Consider the following 19,266-nt stretch of genomic DNA (forward strand, 5'->3'; position numbering starts at 1 on the left):
CGGAGATATTAAAGGTCTTGTACTAACAACCAGGCTTCATCATTCATAGTTTTTCTAACTACTTCTAATGACTTTAATGCTTCCCAACGATCGTCAAAACTGTCAAAGCATACTTGGGTAAGTCCCCATTGATTTACGCCTAAAATTCTGGCATTTTCAAAACCTTGCTCCTTCAATATGCGTACTTTTCTATCGGCATTTTCAGGAAAACGAAATGCACCGGCAATTACATGAAAAGGTAAAGATGCTCTTTTGGCATTTAAAGTAATTGAGGGTAATTGATCACTCACAATAAATGTAGCCTCTTGAATTTTAGCGTTTACTTTTTCCTGTTGCTTTTTCAAAGAGATAACCTGTTGTTTATTTTGATAGTCTTTATAAAGCACATTACCAAGCAAACCAATCAATGACAGGCCAATAACGAAAATAGCGGCATATTTTAGATAATCATGAGATTTTTTCTTTTCTTCAGTAACCAATATAGGAGGGACTTTTTCTTCAAGCTCTTCTACCTCTTTTACATAAGTCTCTCGTTTAATTTCAGGAGCAACAAATGAATCCAAACCAAAAGATTGTGTGAGGTAGTTGATCTTTTTTTGCGGTTCAAAAATAACATGCTCATTTTCTAAACTTAGCGTACCCACATTGTCTATGACAATATCTTCTTTTTGAAGCGTTTCTTTCCATTGCTGCACTTCAAAATTGATGAAGTTTATGGCAGATTTATAAGGCATCTTATCAACAGAAGCAATATAATTGGCTAGCAGACCATCATTGTTCTTAAGGTGATTATTAAATGATAATTGTTTAGAAGGAGGGTAAAAAGTCTTAGAATTTTCACCAATATAAGCTGACTTAGAATTGGCTACAAAGCCACCAAATTCGGGTACAATCACACACTCATAACGATAGAGTAAGTCACTAATATATTCGGCTAGCTTCATTACGAACAAAAGTAAAAAAAAATGAAAGCTAGTCAAGAGGTATACCTAATTTTTATTAACACAAACTTTACATACATTTGAGGTAATACTATGGCTTTAGGTACTGAAGAACTTTTTTATTTAATGGCACTTTCACAGATAGAAGGTGTTGGTGATGTCAATGCCAAGAAACTTATAAGACATTGTGGAAGTGCCGAAGCCGTTTTTAAGGAAAAGAAAGCTTATCTACGAAGGATTCAAGGCATAGGAGATAACATTATCAAAGCACTAAAGGATGAAGCTGTTTTTGAAAAAACTACCCAAGAGTTAAAGTTCATTGAAAAAAATAGCATTGAAGTACTCTCTTTTTACGACAATCATTATCCTGAGCGTTTAAAGCAATGTTATGATGCACCACTAATTCTATTTCAAAAAGGCAGGATGAATTTAGGTAATCCTCATATTATAAGCGTGGTGGGGACAAGGAAAATCACGGCCTATGGCAGAGATTTTCTAAAAGATTTATTTAAAGATTTAAAAGAGTTCAATCCAATAATAGTAAGCGGATTAGCATACGGGATTGATATTTTTGCACATCAGCAAGCTTTGGAATATAATTTACAAACCATAGCGGTCTTAGCACATGGCCTAGATAGAATTTACCCTCCCACACATCAAATAGAGGCAAAAAGAATGCAAGAATTCGGGGGATTATTTACTGATTTTTGGTCTGGCTCAAAACCAGATCGGGAAAACTTCGTAAAAAGAAATAGAATTGTAGCTGGTTTATCACAAGCAACATTAGTTATTGAATCAGCTGAAAAAGGTGGGTCGCTTATTACTGCCGATATTGCAAACTCTTATAATAGAGATGTATTTGCGCTTCCAGGAAGAGTTACTGATGCGTATAGCTTAGGTTGTAATAACTTAATCAAAACAAATAGGGCATCAGTACTAACATCAGCAAAGGATTTAGCGTATATTTTGAATTGGAAAAACCCTAAAGAGCAAAAAGAAAAGTCAGTTCAAAAACCACTGTTTATAGATCTAAATGATGATGAAAAACAAATCTATGAGTATTTGTTGAAGGAAGGGAAACAACAATTAGATATTATCGCTTTGCACTGTAATCATCCTATTCATAAAACAGCAACAGTATTGTTGAATCTTGAACTAAAATCTGTTATAAGACCTTTACCTGGAAAAATTTTCGAAGCTATTTAAATACTGTCATTCTGATCATAGTGAAGAATCTAAAGCAAGATATTTCGCTTTGCTCAATATGACATTCATATCACCTCTTTCTCTAAAAAATAGTTGACGATGGCTTCTTTCATGAGAATACTCTGTTCACCAGGTTTTAAAAAGGGTAATTCCTCTTTTACTTTATAATGAGGCCAACCATCACTATCAAAAAAATCAAATTCATAATAACCAAGAGGCTCTAAAAGTCTACAAATGGCAATATGCATTAGGTTAAGCTTTTCATCCTTTTTAAAAGTGCGATATCCTTGTCCTAATTCCTGAACACCAATCATATAAATGATACCATCAATATCTAGGTCTTCACCATCAGAAAATCTATCTGATAAAATGGCAACTAATTGTTCCCAGCGTTCTTTTAAAATCTCGTCTCTTGCCATAGTCAAATTTCTGACGGACAAAGTTAATCCTTCCTGATCAATTAGTCTCAGATTTCAATTACCTTTGTGCTAAGTAATTGACTAATTAAGAAAATCTAAATAGTATATGTACGGAAGTATACAACAGCACTTACAAAATGAAATTCAAGGTATTAAAGATGCCGGTTTATATAAAAAAGAGCGAATTATTACTTCACCCCAAGAAGCAGTGATTAAGATTTCTACAGGGGAAGAGGTCATTAATTTTTGTGCAAATAATTATTTAGGATTATCAAATCATCCAGAGGTAATTCAAGCAGCAAAAGACGCTATGGATACCCATGGTTTTGGAATGTCGTCTGTAAGATTTATCTGTGGCACACAAGATATTCATAAGGAGTTAGAGCAAAAAATCGCGAATTTTTATGGTTTTGAAGACACCATTTTATATGCAGCTTGTTTTGATGCCAATGGTGGAGTTTTTGAACCATTATTAACAAAGGAAGATGCTATTATTTCTGATTCATTGAACCATGCATCCATTATTGACGGCGTACGCTTATGTAAGGCTGCTCGCTACCGTTATGAAAATAATAATTTAGAAGAACTTGAGGCTCGATTAAAAGAGGCTAATGAAAATGGTGCTCGTTTTAAAATTATTGTGACGGATGGGGTGTTTTCTATGGACGGCATTGTAGCAAATCTTGATGGCATTTGTGATTTAGCAGATAAATATGATGCATTGGTGATGGTAGATGAGTGTCATGCTGCTGGGTTTATCGGCAAAACGGGAAGAGGAACACTTGAGTTAAAAAATGTTTTGGATAGAGTTGATATAGTTACCGGAACCTTGGGTAAGGCATTGGGTGGTGCTATGGGTGGATATACAACTGCTAAAAGAGAAGTTATTGATATTTTACGTCAAAGATCTAGACCATATTTATTTTCTAATTCTTTGGCTCCAGCTATTGTGGGTGCGTCTATTAAGGTTTTTGACCTGTTAGCAAATGACACATCATTGCGCGATAAATTAGAGTGGAATACTAACTATTTTAGAAAAGGAATGGAAGCTGCAGGTTTTGATTTAGTAGGTGCAGATGCAGCTATAGTTCCGGTAATGTTATATAATGCAAAACTGTCACAAGATATGGCAGATGCTCTTTTAGAAGAAGGTATTTATGTAATTGGCTTCTTCTACCCAGTGGTACCTAAGGAAAAAGCAAGAATCAGGGTGCAACTATCGGCGGCCCATGAAAAAGAACATTTAGATAAAGCCATCGCTGCCTTTATTAAGGTTGGGAAACAATTAAATGTTATATAATAGAAAATGAACCTTCAATCAAAATCTATAAGAGCTTTTATTGGGTCAAAGAATTATGAAGAGTCTAGATCTTTTTATAGAGAGTTAGGCTTTGAAGAGATTGAAATAGATAAAACTATGTGCTTTTTTATGGTAAGTGAAAAACTGGGGTTTTATTTACAAAACTATTATGTAAAAGATTGGATAGATAACTCTATGATTTTTTTAGAAGTTGACAATGTAGAGTCTTGTTTATTAGAATTGTCAAAAAAAGAACTTCATAAAAAATATAAGCGTGTTCGGTTTACTGAAATAAAGGAATTTGATTGGGGAAAAGAATTCTTCATGCACGATCCATCAGGAGTTTTATGGCATTTCGGTAAGTTTAATAAATAGGCTATTATGAGTATTATACGTATCACTAAACATTTTGACTTTGAAACTGCACATGCCTTGTATGGTTATGATGGTAAATGCCGTAATGTGCATGGTCATAGTTATCAGTTATATGTTACTGTTATTGGCAGTCCTATAAATGACCCTGAACATGTAAAAAATGGCATGGTACTGGATTTTGGAGATTTGAAGCATATCATAAAAACGCAGATAGTAGATGTATTTGATCATGCAACCATCCTGAATAAAAACTCACCACATGCAGAACTAGCTGAAGACATCAGGAAACATTCACCGAAAGTTATTTTGGTCGATTATCAACCTACCAGTGAAAATATGATTGCTGATTTTGCATCTATCATTCAACAACATTTACCGCAAAGTGTTAAATTGCATTCATTGAAATTATATGAAACACAAAATTCTTATGCTGAATGGTTTGCTTCTGATCAGCATTTAGATGAATATCAAAAAGCCTTAAACGTCTTTAAGTAAAGATGACCATCAATCTTCCAGCCAACAAGAAAGTATATATCGCTTCTGACCAACACCTGGGTTTACCTAACCATAAGGATAGTTTAGTACGTGAGAAAAAATTTGTTGCTTGGTTAGATGAAGTTAAGCAAGATGCACATACTATTTTGTTGTTGGGTGATCTATTTGACTTTTGGTTTGAATACAAAACCGTAGTTCCTAAAGGTTTTGTTCGTGTACTTGGAAAGTTAGCTGAGTTGAAAGATAGTGGAATAGAGATTCATTTTTTTGTAGGAAATCATGATTTGTGGATGCATGATTATTTTCAAATTGAACTAGGGATACCGGTGTATCATGAACCTAAAGAATTTGTCATAAACAATAAAGTTTTTTTGATAGGACATGGCGATGGATTAGGTCCGGGAGATAAAGGATACAAGCGCATGAAAAAGGTATTTACAAATCCTTTATCAAAATGGTTGTATAGATGGTTACACCCTGATTTTGGGATGAAATTGGGAGTGTATTTGTCTACTAAGAATAAGTTGATCTCTGGAGACGAAGACGCCAAATTTCTAGGAGAGGAAAAAGAATGGCTGGTACAATACTGCAAGCGAAAATTGGAAACCAAGCATTATGATTATTTCTTGTTTGGGCATCGGCATTTACCAATGACCATTGAGTTGAATAAAACATCAACCTATATCAATACCGGTGATTGGGTAACTCATTTTACCTTTGCAGTTTTTGATGGAGAAAAAGCTGAGTTGAAAAGGTGAATGTATTCAGAAACATAGAAACTAAGCTTAAAAATTTAGCTTTTAGATTAGGCGCAAAGCATTCAAAAGATAGGCCTCATTATCCTAATGAATTAATCAAATTTGAAGAAAGAAGGTTGGATTGGAATGATGAGGAAATTAATAAGGCGATTATTATACAACCGGTTTTTGAAGCCAAAGGAGTAAACCAAAAATTATGGAATTTCTATAATTTTGCTTGGACCAATGAGTTTAATGAATGGGGCAAGAGACCTGTCGTTGAAAAATTTTTAGTTGAAGAAGAAGGGTTTAAGTCAATTGAAAGTAACATTGATTCTTTGCTTAATTTATCTTTGGAAAATCTTTCTTCAATCAAAAGGGAGGATTTAAAATACTGAGTTGAAAAAGATTAATATTTGTCATTCCTGCGAAGGCAGGAATCCATTATAGAATTTGATATGGATTCTGAATCGAGTTCAGAATGACAAAGAACAAATTTTCGAGTAAATAATTTAACAGCCATAAATGCCTAAAACCAAAACTTCTTTTTTTTGCCAGAATTGTGGTACACAATATGCGCAATGGATTGGGAAATGCACTTCATGCAATGAATGGAATACCATTGTAGAAGAGGTTATTCAAAAAGAAGAAAAACGAGAGTGGAAGCAAAGTACTATTGCTAAAAAAGTTGCCAGACCTATCAAGATCAACGAGGTTGTAGCTTCAGAAGAAGATAGGGTCCATACTCAGAATAACGAATTAAATAGAGTTTTAGGTGGTGGCTTGGTAAAAGGCTCAGTTACATTGTTAGGAGGAGAACCGGGTATTGGTAAATCTACCCTATTATTACAGGTTGCATTGGCAATTATTAAAAAAGTACTCTATGTTTCAGGAGAGGAGAGTCAGTCGCAGATTAAAATGCGTGCTGATAGGTTGAGCAACCAAAATTCAAATTGCCTGGTACTTACAGAGACCAAAACCCAAAATATTTTTAAATCAATAGAGGAAAAGCAACCTGATGTTGTGGTAATCGACTCCATTCAAACACTGCATACTGATTATATTGATGCATCACCCGGAAGTATTTCACAGATTCGTGAAACTACTGCTGAGCTCATAAAATTTGCGAAGGAAACTGCTACTCCTGTTATTTTGATAGGTCATATTACCAAAGAAGGCAATATTGCGGGACCAAAGATTTTAGAACATATGGTAGATGTAGTTTTGCAATTTGAAGGTGATAGAAATCATACATACAGGATTTTGCGAGCTCAAAAAAATCGCTTTGGCTCAACTGCTGAGTTAGGTATTTATGAAATGCAAAGTGCCGGATTGAGAGAGGTAGAAAACCCTTCAGAAATCCTCATTTCAGAAAAAGATGAATCTTTAAGTGGCACGGCCATAGGAGCCACTTTAGAAGGGATGCGTCCGCTTATGATAGAAGTACAAGCCTTGGTGAGTACAGCAGTGTATGGCACACCACAGCGCTCTGCAACCGGATATAATATCAAACGACTACATATGATCTTGGCTGTTTTGGAAAAACGTGCCGGTTTCAGATTGGGTGCCAAAGATGTATTCTTAAATATTGCTGGAGGTATTTCTGTAGATGATCCGGCCATTGATTTGGCAGTGGTAGCTGCTATTTTATCCTCTAATGAAGATGTGGCAATTCCACAAGATATGTGTTTTGCAGCTGAGGTTGGTTTGGCAGGAGAAATTAGGCCAGTAAACAGAATTGATCAACGTATTTTGGAGGCAGAAAAATTGGGCTTTTCAACGATAGTGATTTCTAAATTTAATAAAATGGCCAAGAACAATTATAAGATAAAGGTTGTTTTAGCCTCAAAAGTTGAAGAGGTCTTTCAGCGGTTATTTTAATTTCTTCTCTGCCTTAACTACTTTACTCTTTAACTTTTCAATTTTTTCTTCCCAATTTTTATCATCTACAGGAGAGAGTTTCCCTTTCCCTTTTAATTTCTCATATTTTTTCTGAGCTTTTTCTAAACGATTTTGAGCATCTTTATAATTGCCTTCTAGTTTCTTTTGTCTCTTAGCTTCTTTCTCTGCTTTCTCTTGCTTTTTTTCTTTATTCTTTTCCTTTTTAACAGCCTTTTTTTCTTCTTTTTCCTTGTTTTTCAGGCTCTTGAATTTAGTAAAAATGGATTCCTTTTCTGAGTTGGAGAAAGTATCGGTTACATCCTTTCCGTCTAATAATATCTTTTTCCCCTTAATTTTATATTCCTTTCCCGCAAAGGTTACCTTTTGAGAGAAACATAGAGTTACAGCAAAGAATAATAAAATTGAAAGTGTAAACTTTAGATATTTCATAATGATTAAATTTATTGGTCAAACAAATGTAAATTATTTTCAGAAGATATATTTATGGGTATTACATTTAAAAAATGTGATGTAACTGATTATCAAAAGTTAGCTGAATTGTCCAGGTTAACTTTTATTGAAGCTTTTGAAAAAGACAATAACCCAGATGATTTTAAGATATATTTAGAGAGTGCTTTTAATAATACGATTATAAAAGAGCAATTAAAAAATGACAATTGCGAGTATTATTTTTATTATGTATGATGCCGTACTGACGGGATATTTTAAGCTAAATACTAGAGTTGCACAAACTGAACAACTTGAGGCTAACACAATAGAATTGGAAAGATTGTATGTATTAAAGGAATTTCAAGACAGGAAAATAGGAAAGAAAGCGCTCTTTAAAGCAATTGAGTTAGCTAAAGCATGTAAAGTAGAATTTTTATAGTTAGGTGTTTGGGAGCACAATAAAGCGGCAATTCGCTTTTATGAAGGCCATGGGTTTATAAAATTTGGAGAGCATGCATATATGCTAGGTAACGACAAACAAACGGATTGGCTAATGAAATATGAATTTAAAGTTAGTCATTCTTGACAGGTTCTGTACCCCACCCATCATAAGTTCCATAAAGTGCATTAGAAATAGTTTTTATAGTTCTAGTCAGTTTTGAAATAGCAGCAGGCGTTATAGAATCTTTTCTGGAAATTTTCACCTCATAAGGCAGTGACTTACCAACGTTATATTTAGCAGAGTCTATTTTAAAATTCAAAACCTGTATTTTATCAATAAATTTTTGCCTCCGCTTTTCACGTCTAAAATAAACCCAATGAGAAACCTCTCTTTCTTTAGCTAAATTATCACCTTCATAAAATAACTGACTTAAATATTCATGGTTGGCAAAGAAGTCATTTGAGATATCTTTTGGCCATAAGTTTTTAACGTAATAATCCCAACGTCCGTCTCGCTGTAACAGTAAATAATTTTTTGAATTTTTATAATTAGAGCTTAAAAATGAACTAAGATTATCTCTTAAATTTACCGTATCTTTCACATAAAACACATCAAAACCGGCACATTGGTAGGTTAAGATTCCAGCTAATTTAGCCTTGGTTGTTTTTCCAATAATGTTAGAAATAGAGTCAGAGAACGTATATAGATCTTCAAGACCTTCTTCTGTTGGATAGCCATTATTCAGACATTTAGTAGTATGTGTACCCACAATCAGTAGGTTTTTATAGTTAGGCCTTGCAAAACCAAGTTCCATATCTACTGTTATGGCCATATATCCTTTTTCCTTTTTAGCAATATAGGTTTCCCAACTTTCTTGTTGCTGTGCCAAAAAATGACCGGGCATTACAAAAATGAAAAAAGCAATGAATAGTAGCTTGAGGTAATTTCTATGCATAGAACTAAATTCTGTTAACATTCCATAAAGTTATCAAAAATGATGCCTTTATTTACGCTATTACAAGGAATTTAATTTTTTAGTTTTTGCATACTAAAAGGGTCTCTTTTTGAGTTATAATAGTTACTAAATCAATCTTTTATGAGAGCACTGTTACTATTTTCTACTATTTTGTTCTTGTCGTTCAATCAAGCAGACACCTTCGATAAGTGCATGTTGAACCTCACTGCTGAAGAATTACAGGCAGAAAAAATTGAATTGTATTGTGGCAATTTTAATGATAGCTACGCCTTTAATATCAAAGACTTTAGCATTAAGTTTCCTGGAAAACCTCCTTTAGTGGTTAAAGGGAGTAAGTTAGATTCGGAAACAAAGGTTTACATTAAGGAATTAAAACCGAATCATGTAGTCACTATTTTTGATATAAAAGAAGCCTATGAAGATGGCAAACTAATAGGTAAGGATAATATTCCTGCTTTTCATATTAAAATTGTTGAATAATATAAATCCCGAGTAGAAGACTCGGGGTTTTTCTTTTAGATTTTATTCAAAATTTCAGCAGCACGTTTTAATGTTCCATCTGTTTTAGCAAAACAAAAACGAAGCATTTTATCATCCTGATTATTTTCATTGAAAACAGATAACGGAATGGAAGCTATTTTCTTTTCAATTGTAAGTTGCTTTGCAAAATCTATGTCTGAATCATTTGTGATTTTAGAGTAACTGAGTGATTGAAAGTATGTCCCCTTAGACGGAATGAATTCAAATCTTGATTCTTTGATTAACTCCAAAAAGAGATCACGCTTTTGCTGATAAAACTCTGGTAAATATCTATAATTTCTAGGATCATCTAAATACTCTGCTAAAGCTACTTGCGTAGGATGATTGGCTGAAAATACATTAAATTGATGTACTTTTCTAAATTCTTGTATGAGCTCTTTAGGAGCGCAACAAAAGCCGAGTTTCCACCCTGTATTATGAAATGTCTTACCAAAAGACATTGTAATGAAGCTTCTTGATTTAAGCCCTGGAAATAAACAAGCTGATTGATGTTGCTCTCCATCAAAAATGATATGCTCATATACCTCATCACTCAAAACAATGATATCAGTACCATCTGTTAATTTCTGAAGTTGTAACATATCCTGATGAGTGAAAATGGTCCCGCAAGGATTTTGAGGTGTATTAATGATGATCATTTTTGTTCTATCATTCATCTTTTTTCTTACTTCTTCCCAATTAACAGAATAGTAGGGAGCGTTTAACTGAACTGAAATTGTTTTGCCTCCATTGAGTTTAATAGCTGGTTCATAGCAATCAAAGGCAGGCCTGAAAATAACAACCTCATCTCCCTCTCTTATGTAAGTTGAAATTGCAGTAAAAATAGCCTGGGTTGCTCCGGCTGTTATTGTGACCTCAGATTCGGGATGATAGGATGAATCGTATAGCAGTTCAAACTTTTTAGCAATGGCTTTACGTAAGGCTAAAACACCAGGCATGGGGGTGTACTGATTGTATCCATCGTTCATAGCTTTGGTTACCAAATCAATTAATTTTTGATCACTTTTAAAATTCGGAAAACCTTGTGATAAGTTAATGGCATTATGCTCTTTGGCTAAAGAGCTCATCACTGTAAAAATAGTAGTACCTACATTGGGGAGTTTTGAGGTGTGCCGCATAGTATAAAGCTAATAAAAAATCCCAAGTGTAAGCTTGGGATTTAATTATTTGAGTTAAGATTCTTCGTTTTCTCAGAATGACATTTATCCTTTTAAACTGGCAGCCATATATTCACGATTCATTCTGGCGATGTTTTCCAATGAAATCCCTTTAGGGCATTCAACCTCGCAAGCCCCAGTATTGGTACAATTACCAAAGCCTTCTTCATCCATTTGCTTTACCATATTCAATACACGGTCAGCTGCTTCTACTTGCCCTTGAGGGAGCAAAGCGAATTGCGATACTTTTGCAGAAACGAATAACATGGCGCTGGAATTTTTGCAAGTAGCTACGCAGGCACCACAACCAATACACGTAGCTGCATCAAAAGCTTTATCTGCATTTTCCTTTTCAATAGGTATGGCATTCGCATCTTGCGTATTTCCTGATGTATTTACAGAAATATAACCACCAGCTTGTTGAATACGATCAAAAGCCGAACGATCAACCACTAAATCCTTAATTATAGGAAATGCCTGTGCTCTCCATGGTTCAATATAAATAGTGTCACCATCTTTAAAACTACGCATATGTAACTGACATACAGTAATTTTGGTATCAGGTCCATGAGCACGGCCATTAATATATAACGAACAAGTACCACATATACCTTCTCGGCAGTCATGATCAAATGCCACGGGTTCTTCACCTTTATCTATGAGTTGTTGATTTAATACATCTAACATTTCAAGAAAAGACATATCAGGTGAGATATTGCTAAGGTTGTAATCTACAATTTTACCTTTATCGTTTGCATTTTTTTGACGCCAAATTTTTAATGTAAGATTCATAATCTTTTAGCTTTATAACTTCTTAAAAAGATTTTCAAACTTTTTAAATTTTATTTATAACTTCTTTCTTTTACCTCAATATTTTCATATTCAAGGGCTTCTTTATGATGCTTAGCCTCGCGAGGCTCGCCTACATATTCCCAAGCAGATACATATTGATACTTTTTATCACGTAAGGCCTCACCTTCTTCTGTTTGGTATTCTTCACGGAAATGCCCTCCACAAGACTCATTACGCTCTAAAGCATCTTTGGCAAATAACTCTCCTAGCTCTAGGAAATCAGCTACACGCCCGGCTTTAGCCAATTCTTCATTGTATTCATTTTCGGTACCTGGAACTTTTACATCTTTCCAGAATTCCTCACGTAAAGCTTTTATATCATCAATAGCTTCTGCTAAGTCTTTCGCATTTCTAGACATACCACATTTATTCCACATGATCTTACCCAATCGCTTATGAAAATGATCTACAGACTTCGTTCCATTGTTATTGATCAGTTTATCTAGACGCTCTCGCACATTTTTTTCTGCTTCATCAAACTCAGGAGTATCAGATGGAATAGGTCCTGTACGAATATCATCAGCAAGATAATCTCCAATGGTATATGGCAGCACAAAATAACCATCAGCCAAACCTTGCATTAATGCTGAGGCCCCTAAACGGTTTGCCCCATGATCAGAGAAATTCGCTTCACCAATACAGTACAACCCTGGAACGGTAGTCATTAAATTATAATCTACCCAAAGTCCACCCATGGTATAATGCACTGCAGGATAGATCATCATTGGGGTTTCATATGGATTTTGATCTACGATCTTTTCATACATCTGAAACAAGTTTCCATATTTATTGGCAACGACTTCTTTACCTAATTTTTGAACTGTAGCTTTATCGTCTTCGTTCAGGCCTTTAATATGTGCTTGCTCTTTACCATAACGCTCTATAGCCGATGCGAAATCAAGGTAAACAGCCTCGCCGGTTTTATTCACACCATAACCGGCATCACAACGTTCTTTGGCTGCACGAGATGCCACATCACGAGGCACTAAATTTCCAAAAGCAGGGTAACGTCTTTCTAAGTAATAATCTCTATTTTCTTCTGGTATTTCCGTTGGCTTTAGGCTTCCATTTCTAATTTTTTCAACATCTTCCTTATGCTTAGGAACCCAAATACGCCCATCATTACGTAGGGATTCGGACATCAATGTTAATTTTGATTGATGATCACCAGAAACGGGAATACATGTAGGGTGAATTTGCGTATAGCAAGGATTGGCAAAATAAGCACCGCGCTTATGTGCTTTCCAGGCTGCAGTTACGTTAGAACCCATAGCATAGGTAGATAGGTAAAAGGCATTACCATAACCTCCTGTACCCAAAACCACAGCATGTGCTGAATGACGTTCTATTTCTCCTGTTACTAAGTTTCTGGCTATTATACCACGTGCTTTACCATCAACAATAACCACATCAAGCATCTCATGACGGGTATACATTTTTATTTTACCACGACCAATCTGGCGGTTCATAGCCGCATAGGCACCTAATAATAATTGTTGACCTGTTTGCCCTTTAGCATAAAAAGTTCTGGACACCAATACACCTCCAAAAGAACGGTTATCTAAAAGCCCTCCATATTCCCTTGCAAAAGGAACCCCTTGCGCCACACATTGATCAATAATATTGGTAGAAACTTCAGCTAAGCGATATACATTTTCTTCCCGTGAGCGGTAATCACCTCCTTTTACGGTATCATAAAATAGACGATAGGTAGAGTCACCATCACCTTGATAATTTTTTGCGGCGTTAATTCCACCTTGAGCAGCAATAGAGTGTGCTCTACGAGGAGAATCTTGAAAGCAGAATGCTTTTACATTATAACCCAACTCAGCCAGGGTAGCGGCGGCAGAACCTCCGGCCAAACCAGTACCGACAACTATAATATCGATCAAACGTTTATTAGCTGGGTTTACTAGGTCAATTTTATTTTTATAATTGGTCCATTTATCTGCTAATGGGCCTTTAGGTACTTTAGAATCTAAAACAGACATATTTCTAATTTTTAATGCGTAAAGTGATGATAAATTGCAATGAAAATGAACAAAGCAGGAATACCAATTGAATATACTTTACTAAATCCTTTAATGGCTTGTGTGTATTTGTTGTTAAGTCCAACAGACTGAAATGCTGAGTCAAATCCGTGAAGCAGGTGTAGCGCTAATAGTACAAAAGCAATAACATAAATACCAACACGAACTGGGCTTACAAACTTTTCCCTAAGCTCTTCATAATATCTAAAACCAGAATCTGCGTTATCAGGATCAATGAGCCCTGACATATCGCCTTGTAGATACTTTACAGTCATTTCATGTACCCAGAAGTCATAAAAATGTAACACGAGAAAGGCAAGTATGACAATACCGCTTAATAGCATATTTCTAGACATCCAGCTAGAATTAGCACTTCCCTTGTTCACAACGTATTTTACATTTCTGGCTTGTTTGTTCTTGACTTCTAAAACAAATCCAAGAACAAAATGAAAGATAACACCAATTACCAGAACAGGTTGCATCAACCCTTGAATCAAAGGATTGGTACCCATAAAATGTGATAGGGTATTAAACAAATCTTCACTAAAGACTGATGTAAAATTTATGGAAACATGTACGATGAGAAAAATCATCAGGAAGAATGCTGAAAGAGCCATGGCAAATTTTCTTCCTATAGTAGAATTTAAAATTCCGCTCATTTTGATTAGTTTATTATGGTATACAAATGTAAGACTTAGGTTTTGCTATTGAAAATGAGAATAATCATTTTTTGTTATTTAGAACCGTTTTAAACATAAAAAAGTTTTAAATTCATATTTTTTACTAAAACAGGCAATCATGTACAGCCAGAAGATTCAATTTAAGAACAAACAAGGATTATCCCTAGATGGAAGTATTGACTTCCCAATAGATCATAAACCTATAGCTTTTGCTTTGTTTGCCCACTTTTTTACCGGAAACAAAAATTTCACAGCGGTTAGAAATATTTCAAGGGCATTGACAAAAAAGCGAATTGCAGTCATGCGTTTTGATTTTATGGGTTTAGGAAACAGTGAAGGTAATTTTGCAGATTCAAATTTTTCTACAAATGTTGATGACCTTGTATCTGCCTCAGAATACTTGAAAGCTAATCATCAGTCACCAAAAATTATTATAGGTCATTCCTTGGGCGGCGCAGCAGGAATTTTTGCAGCAGATACTATTGATTCTATAGAAGCTATTGTAACTATTGGTTCCCCTTCAAGACCATCTCATGTTGAGCACTTGTTTGAAGAGCATCTTGAAGATATAGAATCAGAAGGTGAGGCTATTATTGATATTTCAGGACGTCAATTCACCATTAAAAAACAGTTTTTAGAAGATCTTGGGAATAAAGATTTACAACAGTTATTGGGTAAAATGCGAAAACCAATTCTTGTGTTGCATTCACCTCAAGATAAGATTGTAGAAATACAAAATGCCAAAGAAATTTATAATGCCGCACACCATCCTAAAAGCTTTGTTTCTTTAGATGGTGCAAATCATTTGCTGACCAATAAAGATGATTCGTTTTATGTGGGTGAAGTCGTTTCAAGTTGGGCAAAGCGTTATGTGTCTTTTAGAGAAGATAAAGATTTGGAAACAGATAAACAGACGGTGGTCAGGATAGGCCGCTCTAAATACAGAACAGAAATTGCAGCACGCACCCACGCTATTATTGCTGATGAACCTAAGAAGTATGGTGGTCAAGATGCTGGGTTTACGCCATATGAATTATTGCTTTCTGCTTTGGGTTCATGTACAGCGATTACTTTACGCATGTATGCGGATAGAAAAAAATGGGATTTAGATGAAGTGTTGGTACACCTTGAACATTTTAAACAACATGCTGAAGATTGTAGAACGTGTAGTGATGATAGAACCTCAAAAATCGATAAGTTTGTCAGAACTATTGAGTTAGTTGGTAATTTAACTTTTGAAGAACGAAGACGACTGCTAGAAATTGCCAATAGATGTCCTGTACATAGAACACTTGAAAACAAAATTGAAATAGACACAGTACTGCGCTAATCTAACCCGATGAAGATATTTGTACTTTCTGTAGGCGAAAACATTTATTCTACCAAGCGTTTGGTTGACGAGGCCGAAGAACGTGGTCATGACGTGCGCGTTATCAATCATACCAAATGCTCAGTGTATTTAGGTAAAGGAAGGCCTCAAATTATTGTTGCCGGAGAGAATGTAATAGACAAAGTTGATGCCATTATTCCTAGAATAGGCGCCTCAGTAACTCGACATGGAGCTGCAGTTGTAAAGGAATTTGAAATGAACGGTGTTTTTAGTACTGCGCGTTCCTTGGGAATTTTAAGAGCAAATAATAAGGTGCGCACACTACAGATTTTAAATAGAAAGAATTTGCCAATTCCTCAAACGGTGTTTTCAACGGATGCTAAAAGCATCAGTGAGCAAATAGAGTTGTTAGGTGGGCCGCCAATTATTATAAAACTGCAGGAGGGAACACAAGGCTTAGGAGTTATTCTTGCTGAGACTAAAAAGTCGGCTAAGTCTATTATGGATACCTTTTATAATATGAATGCCAGTTTTATGATGCAGGAATTTATAGAAGAATCAAATGGTGAAGATATTCGAGCGATTGTTGTTGGTAACCAGGTTGTAGCTGCAATGAAACGTAAAGGAGAAGTAGGTGAATTCAGATCAAATATTCATCGTGGAGGAACAGGTGAAATTGCAGATATTACTGAAAAGGAAAAGAAGATAGCTGTGCGTGCCGCCAAGTATTTAGGCTTACCTGTGGCCGGAGTAGATATGATTCGTTCAAAACGCGGGCCATTACTGATTGAGGTAAATGCTTCTCCCGGATTTCAAGGAGTAGAGGCCTACACCAAAGTGAATGTAGCGGAGCATGTAATAAAATTTTTAGAAAAGAATGTTCGATACAAATTTTCGAAACGAACCCGTTGAAATTCGTGGACAGGTAGTACAGTTAGGTGAAGATAAGCTCATAAAAGTAGAGATTGATCGGTTACCTACAGGTACAGTTATAGAAATTCCGGTATACGTTTTTAATGGTAAAGACCCTGGACCTACGGTTTTGGTTCAAGCAGGATTGCACGGTGATGAAGTAAACGGTATTGAGTCAGTTAGGCGCATGCTGTCACGAAAGTATTTTAAGGTTCAGCAGGGCTGTGTTATTGTTTTGCCACTTTTGAATGTTTTTGGTTTTTTGAATATGTCTAGAGATTTACACGGTAAAGACCTGAATAGAAGTTTTCCAGGTAGTAGAACAGGCTCTTTAGCAAGTAGAATAGCTTATTTTCATATTCGTGAGATTGCCAATAATGTTGATTTTGGTATTGATATACATACCGGAGGAGCGCAGCGAAGTAATTATCCTCAAATACGATATACACCTAATTGCGAACGGAGTAAAAAATTGGCAGAGATTTTTAATGCACCATATCAATTTCCGTCAAAGCTGATTCCTAAGTCTTTTAGAAAAGAAGCACATAAGCATGATGTACCTATTATAGTTTATGAAGCCGGAGAATCCTTGAGATTGGATAAAACAGCCGTAAAACATGGTGTTGAGGGTATCCTAAATGTGCTGGAATATTTTGAAATCATCCCAGAAAGGGAAGATAGACCCACACCTAACAAAACGGTTAAGCTTACGCAGAGAAAATGGATTCGCGCCAAGATAGCCGGAATGTTTAACCTAAGAATAAAGAATGGGGAGGCTGTTGAAAAGGGCCAAGTATTAGGATATATAACAGATACCTATGGAGAAACCGCAACAAGTGTAAAGGCTCCTTTTGATGGTTATATTTTTGCTGTGAATCACTTCCCGATAGTGAATAGAGGAGATGCTTTAATGCATATTGGTAAAAAAGTGTAAAGGTTTGTATTTTTAACGTCTAATAGCAATATTTTTTTATGCCAGAAATCAAAGAACATATATTGAATCCTGATAAATGGGTAGATCTACATTCTGATTATTTATTTAACTATACCATTACACGTATAGATAGTCAGGAAGTAGCTAAAGATATTGTTCAAGAAACATTTCTTTCTGCTTTAAAAGCAATGAAGAATTTTAGAGGTCAGGCAGCAGAACGCACTTGGTTAATCTCTATATTGAAGCGTAAGATCATAGATCACTACAGGAAGATCAATTCTGCTAAAGGCAAGGCCGAAGTGAAAGTTAATTTTTATGAGGAAGGAGATAGAAAGGGTAGTTGGATAGAAGAACGAGTGCCTAAAACATGGGATAATGAAGCAGAGAAAGACATTGAAAATGTAGAATTAAAAAATGTAATTGATGCTTGTATTGCAAAGCTACCAGAAAAGTACCGCTCAGTTTTTTTATTAAAAAATATACAGCAATACGAAACCGAAGAAATATGTAATGAACTAGGCATTACGGCGTCTAACCTCTGGGTGATTATCCATAGAGCCAGGCATCAATTAAGAAAGTGTTTAGAGAGTAACTGGTTTGCAAAGTAAATTAGAATGAGTAAATTATTTATTAGTTGTGATGAGGCAACCACTATTTGTACAAAAAATCAGTACAAGGAAGCCACATTCTGGGAAAAGATTAAGTTAAACATTCATTTGTTGACTTGTAAAATATGTGGTTTGTATTCAAAACAGAATGCAAAACTAACTGAAGTATGCAACCAACATGTACATAAAACCGAGTGCGAGCATAAACTTTCTAATGAAGATAAAGAAGTATTAAAAAAGAAACTCACAGAGGTAGACAAATAAATAAAAATTACTACAAGCTATGGAAAGCGGTACTGAAAAGTGCCGCTTTTTTATTATAATTTTGAATTAAAAACAAAGAACTATGCATTTCTTACCTGATAATATTGACACCTACGCTGTAAATCATTCTGAAAATGAACCTGAGTTGCTCAAACAATTGTCGAGAGAAACTTGGCAAAAGGTTTTAGCTCCCAGAATGTTGAGCGGTCATTTTCAAGGAAGAATTTTATCAATGCTTTCAAAATTAATGCAACCTTCGTCAATTTTAGAGATTGGCACTTATACTGGATATTCAGCATTGTGCTTGGCTGAAGGCTTACAAAAAGAAGGAGTACTTCATACCATAGATACAAATGAAGAATTATTTGATCTTCAAAGAAGATATTTTGATACATCTGATTATAGCCATCAAATCAAACAATATTTAGGGAAAGCTTTAGATATTATTCCTGAGCTGAATACAACTTTTGATTTGGTGTTTATTGACGCTGATAAAAGCAATTATATTAATTATTTTCATGCCGTTATTGATAAAATGAATAAAGGAGGTATCATCTTATCTGATAATGTGCTGTGGAGCGGGAAAGTAGTAGAAGAGGTAGATGAAAAAGATTTAGATACCAAAGCAATTGTGGCTTATAACAAATTACTGAAGGAAGATGATCGTGTTGAAACGGTGTTATTACCTATTCGAGATGGTTTAACAATTTCAAGAGTTAAATAAGGGTAATATTGAA

The 19,266-nt window shown here is 35.1% G+C and carries 24 protein-coding genes; 16 read left to right on the forward strand and 8 right to left on the reverse strand.

The window, feature by feature from the left end:
* Positions 1-8: 8 nt before the first annotated feature.
* Positions 9-944 (reverse strand): HU domain-containing protein, encoded by a 936-nt coding sequence (locus AC1EU5_RS01415; RefSeq protein ID WP_480190557.1) that lies wholly within the window; start codon positions 942-944, stop codon positions 9-11.
* Positions 945-1,034: 90 nt separating this feature from the next.
* Between AC1EU5_RS01415 and dprA the strand changes: the two genes are divergently transcribed.
* Positions 1,035-2,147: a DNA-processing protein DprA gene (gene dprA / locus AC1EU5_RS01420; RefSeq protein ID WP_480190558.1), complete on the forward strand. Its 1,113-nt coding sequence runs from the start codon at positions 1,035-1,037 to the stop codon at positions 2,145-2,147.
* Between the two features lie 65 nt (positions 2,148-2,212).
* On the opposite strand, the gene AC1EU5_RS01425 is transcribed toward dprA, so the two are convergent.
* Positions 2,213-2,566 (reverse strand): hypothetical protein, encoded by a 354-nt coding sequence (locus tag AC1EU5_RS01425; RefSeq protein ID WP_480190559.1) that lies wholly within the window; start codon positions 2,564-2,566, stop codon positions 2,213-2,215.
* A gap of 106 nt (positions 2,567-2,672) precedes the next feature.
* Between AC1EU5_RS01425 and kbl the strand changes: the two genes are divergently transcribed.
* The 6 genes from kbl to radA all read left to right on the forward strand — a co-directional run bounded on the left by kbl (position 2,673) and on the right by radA (position 7,354).
* On the forward strand, positions 2,673-3,866 hold the full coding sequence (gene kbl, locus AC1EU5_RS01430) for a glycine C-acetyltransferase (protein WP_480190560.1): 1,194 nt from the start codon (positions 2,673-2,675) through the stop codon (positions 3,864-3,866).
* Positions 3,867-3,872: 6 nt separating this feature from the next.
* Positions 3,873-4,241, forward strand: coding sequence for a VOC family protein (locus tag AC1EU5_RS01435; protein WP_480190561.1), 369 nt, complete (start codon positions 3,873-3,875; stop codon positions 4,239-4,241).
* Positions 4,242-4,247: 6 nt separating this feature from the next.
* Positions 4,248-4,736, forward strand: coding sequence for a 6-pyruvoyl trahydropterin synthase family protein (locus tag AC1EU5_RS01440; RefSeq protein WP_480190562.1), 489 nt, complete (start codon positions 4,248-4,250; stop codon positions 4,734-4,736).
* Between the two features lie 2 nt (positions 4,737-4,738).
* On the forward strand, positions 4,739-5,494 hold the full coding sequence (locus tag AC1EU5_RS01445) for a UDP-2,3-diacylglucosamine diphosphatase (RefSeq protein ID WP_480190563.1): 756 nt from the start codon (positions 4,739-4,741) through the stop codon (positions 5,492-5,494).
* Positions 5,491-5,871 (forward strand): hypothetical protein, encoded by a 381-nt coding sequence (locus AC1EU5_RS01450; protein WP_480190564.1) that lies wholly within the window; start codon positions 5,491-5,493, stop codon positions 5,869-5,871. The genes AC1EU5_RS01445 and AC1EU5_RS01450 overlap by 4 nt, the downstream gene beginning before the upstream one ends.
* 127 nt (positions 5,872-5,998) lie before the next feature.
* The gene (radA, locus tag AC1EU5_RS01455) at positions 5,999-7,354 is read left to right on the forward strand and encodes a DNA repair protein RadA (protein WP_480190565.1); all 1,356 of its coding nucleotides are present in this window, start codon (positions 5,999-6,001) and stop codon (positions 7,352-7,354) included.
* Here radA and AC1EU5_RS01460 read toward each other — a convergent pair.
* Positions 7,346-7,804, reverse strand: coding sequence for a hypothetical protein (locus AC1EU5_RS01460; protein WP_480190566.1), 459 nt, complete (start codon positions 7,802-7,804; stop codon positions 7,346-7,348). The genes radA and AC1EU5_RS01460 overlap by 9 nt on opposite strands.
* 54 nt (positions 7,805-7,858) lie before the next feature.
* On the opposite strand from AC1EU5_RS01460, the gene AC1EU5_RS01465 reads away from it, so the two are divergent.
* Both AC1EU5_RS01465 and AC1EU5_RS01470 read left to right on the forward strand, forming a co-directional pair.
* Entirely contained in the window at positions 7,859-8,059 is a 201-nt protein-coding gene (locus tag AC1EU5_RS01465) for a hypothetical protein (RefSeq protein WP_480190567.1), read from the forward strand.
* Positions 8,025-8,243, forward strand: a complete 219-nt coding sequence (locus AC1EU5_RS01470; protein WP_480190568.1) for a GNAT family N-acetyltransferase — start codon at positions 8,025-8,027, stop codon at positions 8,241-8,243. The genes AC1EU5_RS01465 and AC1EU5_RS01470 overlap by 35 nt, the downstream gene beginning before the upstream one ends.
* Before the next feature lie 133 nt (positions 8,244-8,376).
* Here the strand turns inward: AC1EU5_RS01470 and AC1EU5_RS01475 are convergent, their stop codons facing one another.
* The gene (locus AC1EU5_RS01475; protein ID WP_480190569.1) at positions 8,377-9,222 is read right to left on the reverse strand and encodes a DUF695 domain-containing protein; all 846 of its coding nucleotides are present in this window, start codon (positions 9,220-9,222) and stop codon (positions 8,377-8,379) included.
* Between the two features lie 120 nt (positions 9,223-9,342).
* Between AC1EU5_RS01475 and AC1EU5_RS01480 the strand changes: the two genes are divergently transcribed.
* Complete coding sequence (locus tag AC1EU5_RS01480) at positions 9,343-9,702, forward strand: GldM family protein (protein WP_480190570.1); 360 nt, start codon at positions 9,343-9,345, stop codon at positions 9,700-9,702.
* Positions 9,703-9,737: 35 nt separating this feature from the next.
* Here AC1EU5_RS01480 and AC1EU5_RS01485 read toward each other — a convergent pair whose 3' ends face one another.
* From AC1EU5_RS01485 to AC1EU5_RS01500, 4 genes are all read right to left on the reverse strand, one after another.
* Complete coding sequence (locus tag AC1EU5_RS01485; protein ID WP_480190571.1) at positions 9,738-10,880, reverse strand: methionine aminotransferase; 1,143 nt, start codon at positions 10,878-10,880, stop codon at positions 9,738-9,740.
* A gap of 84 nt (positions 10,881-10,964) precedes the next feature.
* The gene (locus AC1EU5_RS01490; protein ID WP_480190572.1) at positions 10,965-11,711 is read right to left on the reverse strand and encodes a succinate dehydrogenase/fumarate reductase iron-sulfur subunit; all 747 of its coding nucleotides are present in this window, start codon (positions 11,709-11,711) and stop codon (positions 10,965-10,967) included.
* A gap of 50 nt (positions 11,712-11,761) precedes the next feature.
* A complete protein-coding gene (locus tag AC1EU5_RS01495; RefSeq protein WP_480190573.1) occupies positions 11,762-13,762 on the reverse strand; it encodes a fumarate reductase/succinate dehydrogenase flavoprotein subunit in 2,001 nt (666 codons plus the stop codon).
* 11 nt (positions 13,763-13,773) lie between these two features.
* Positions 13,774-14,460, reverse strand: a complete 687-nt coding sequence (locus AC1EU5_RS01500) for a succinate dehydrogenase cytochrome b subunit (RefSeq protein ID WP_480190574.1) — start codon at positions 14,458-14,460, stop codon at positions 13,774-13,776.
* A 139-nt stretch (positions 14,461-14,599) separates the two neighbouring features.
* Between AC1EU5_RS01500 and AC1EU5_RS01505 the strand changes: the two genes are divergently transcribed.
* The 6 genes from AC1EU5_RS01505 to AC1EU5_RS01530 all read left to right on the forward strand — a co-directional run bounded on the left by AC1EU5_RS01505 (position 14,600) and on the right by AC1EU5_RS01530 (position 19,253).
* Entirely contained in the window at positions 14,600-15,811 is a 1,212-nt protein-coding gene (locus AC1EU5_RS01505; protein WP_480190575.1) for a bifunctional alpha/beta hydrolase/OsmC family protein, read from the forward strand.
* A gap of 9 nt (positions 15,812-15,820) precedes the next feature.
* A complete protein-coding gene (locus tag AC1EU5_RS01510) occupies positions 15,821-16,723 on the forward strand; it encodes a RimK family alpha-L-glutamate ligase (RefSeq protein ID WP_480190576.1) in 903 nt (300 codons plus the stop codon).
* Entirely contained in the window at positions 16,689-17,657 is a 969-nt protein-coding gene (locus AC1EU5_RS01515) for a succinylglutamate desuccinylase/aspartoacylase family protein (protein WP_480190577.1), read from the forward strand. The genes AC1EU5_RS01510 and AC1EU5_RS01515 overlap by 35 nt, the downstream gene beginning before the upstream one ends.
* 38 nt (positions 17,658-17,695) lie before the next feature.
* Positions 17,696-18,265, forward strand: a complete 570-nt coding sequence (locus AC1EU5_RS01520; protein ID WP_480190578.1) for a sigma-70 family RNA polymerase sigma factor — start codon at positions 17,696-17,698, stop codon at positions 18,263-18,265.
* 6 nt (positions 18,266-18,271) lie between these two features.
* A complete protein-coding gene (locus tag AC1EU5_RS01525) occupies positions 18,272-18,529 on the forward strand; it encodes a hypothetical protein (RefSeq protein WP_480190579.1) in 258 nt (85 codons plus the stop codon).
* An 82-nt stretch (positions 18,530-18,611) separates the two neighbouring features.
* Complete coding sequence (locus tag AC1EU5_RS01530) at positions 18,612-19,253, forward strand: O-methyltransferase (protein WP_480190580.1); 642 nt, start codon at positions 18,612-18,614, stop codon at positions 19,251-19,253.
* Positions 19,254-19,266: the final 13 nt, after the last annotated feature.

Source organism: Maritimimonas sp. 2405UD52-3 (genome assembly GCF_056591715.1).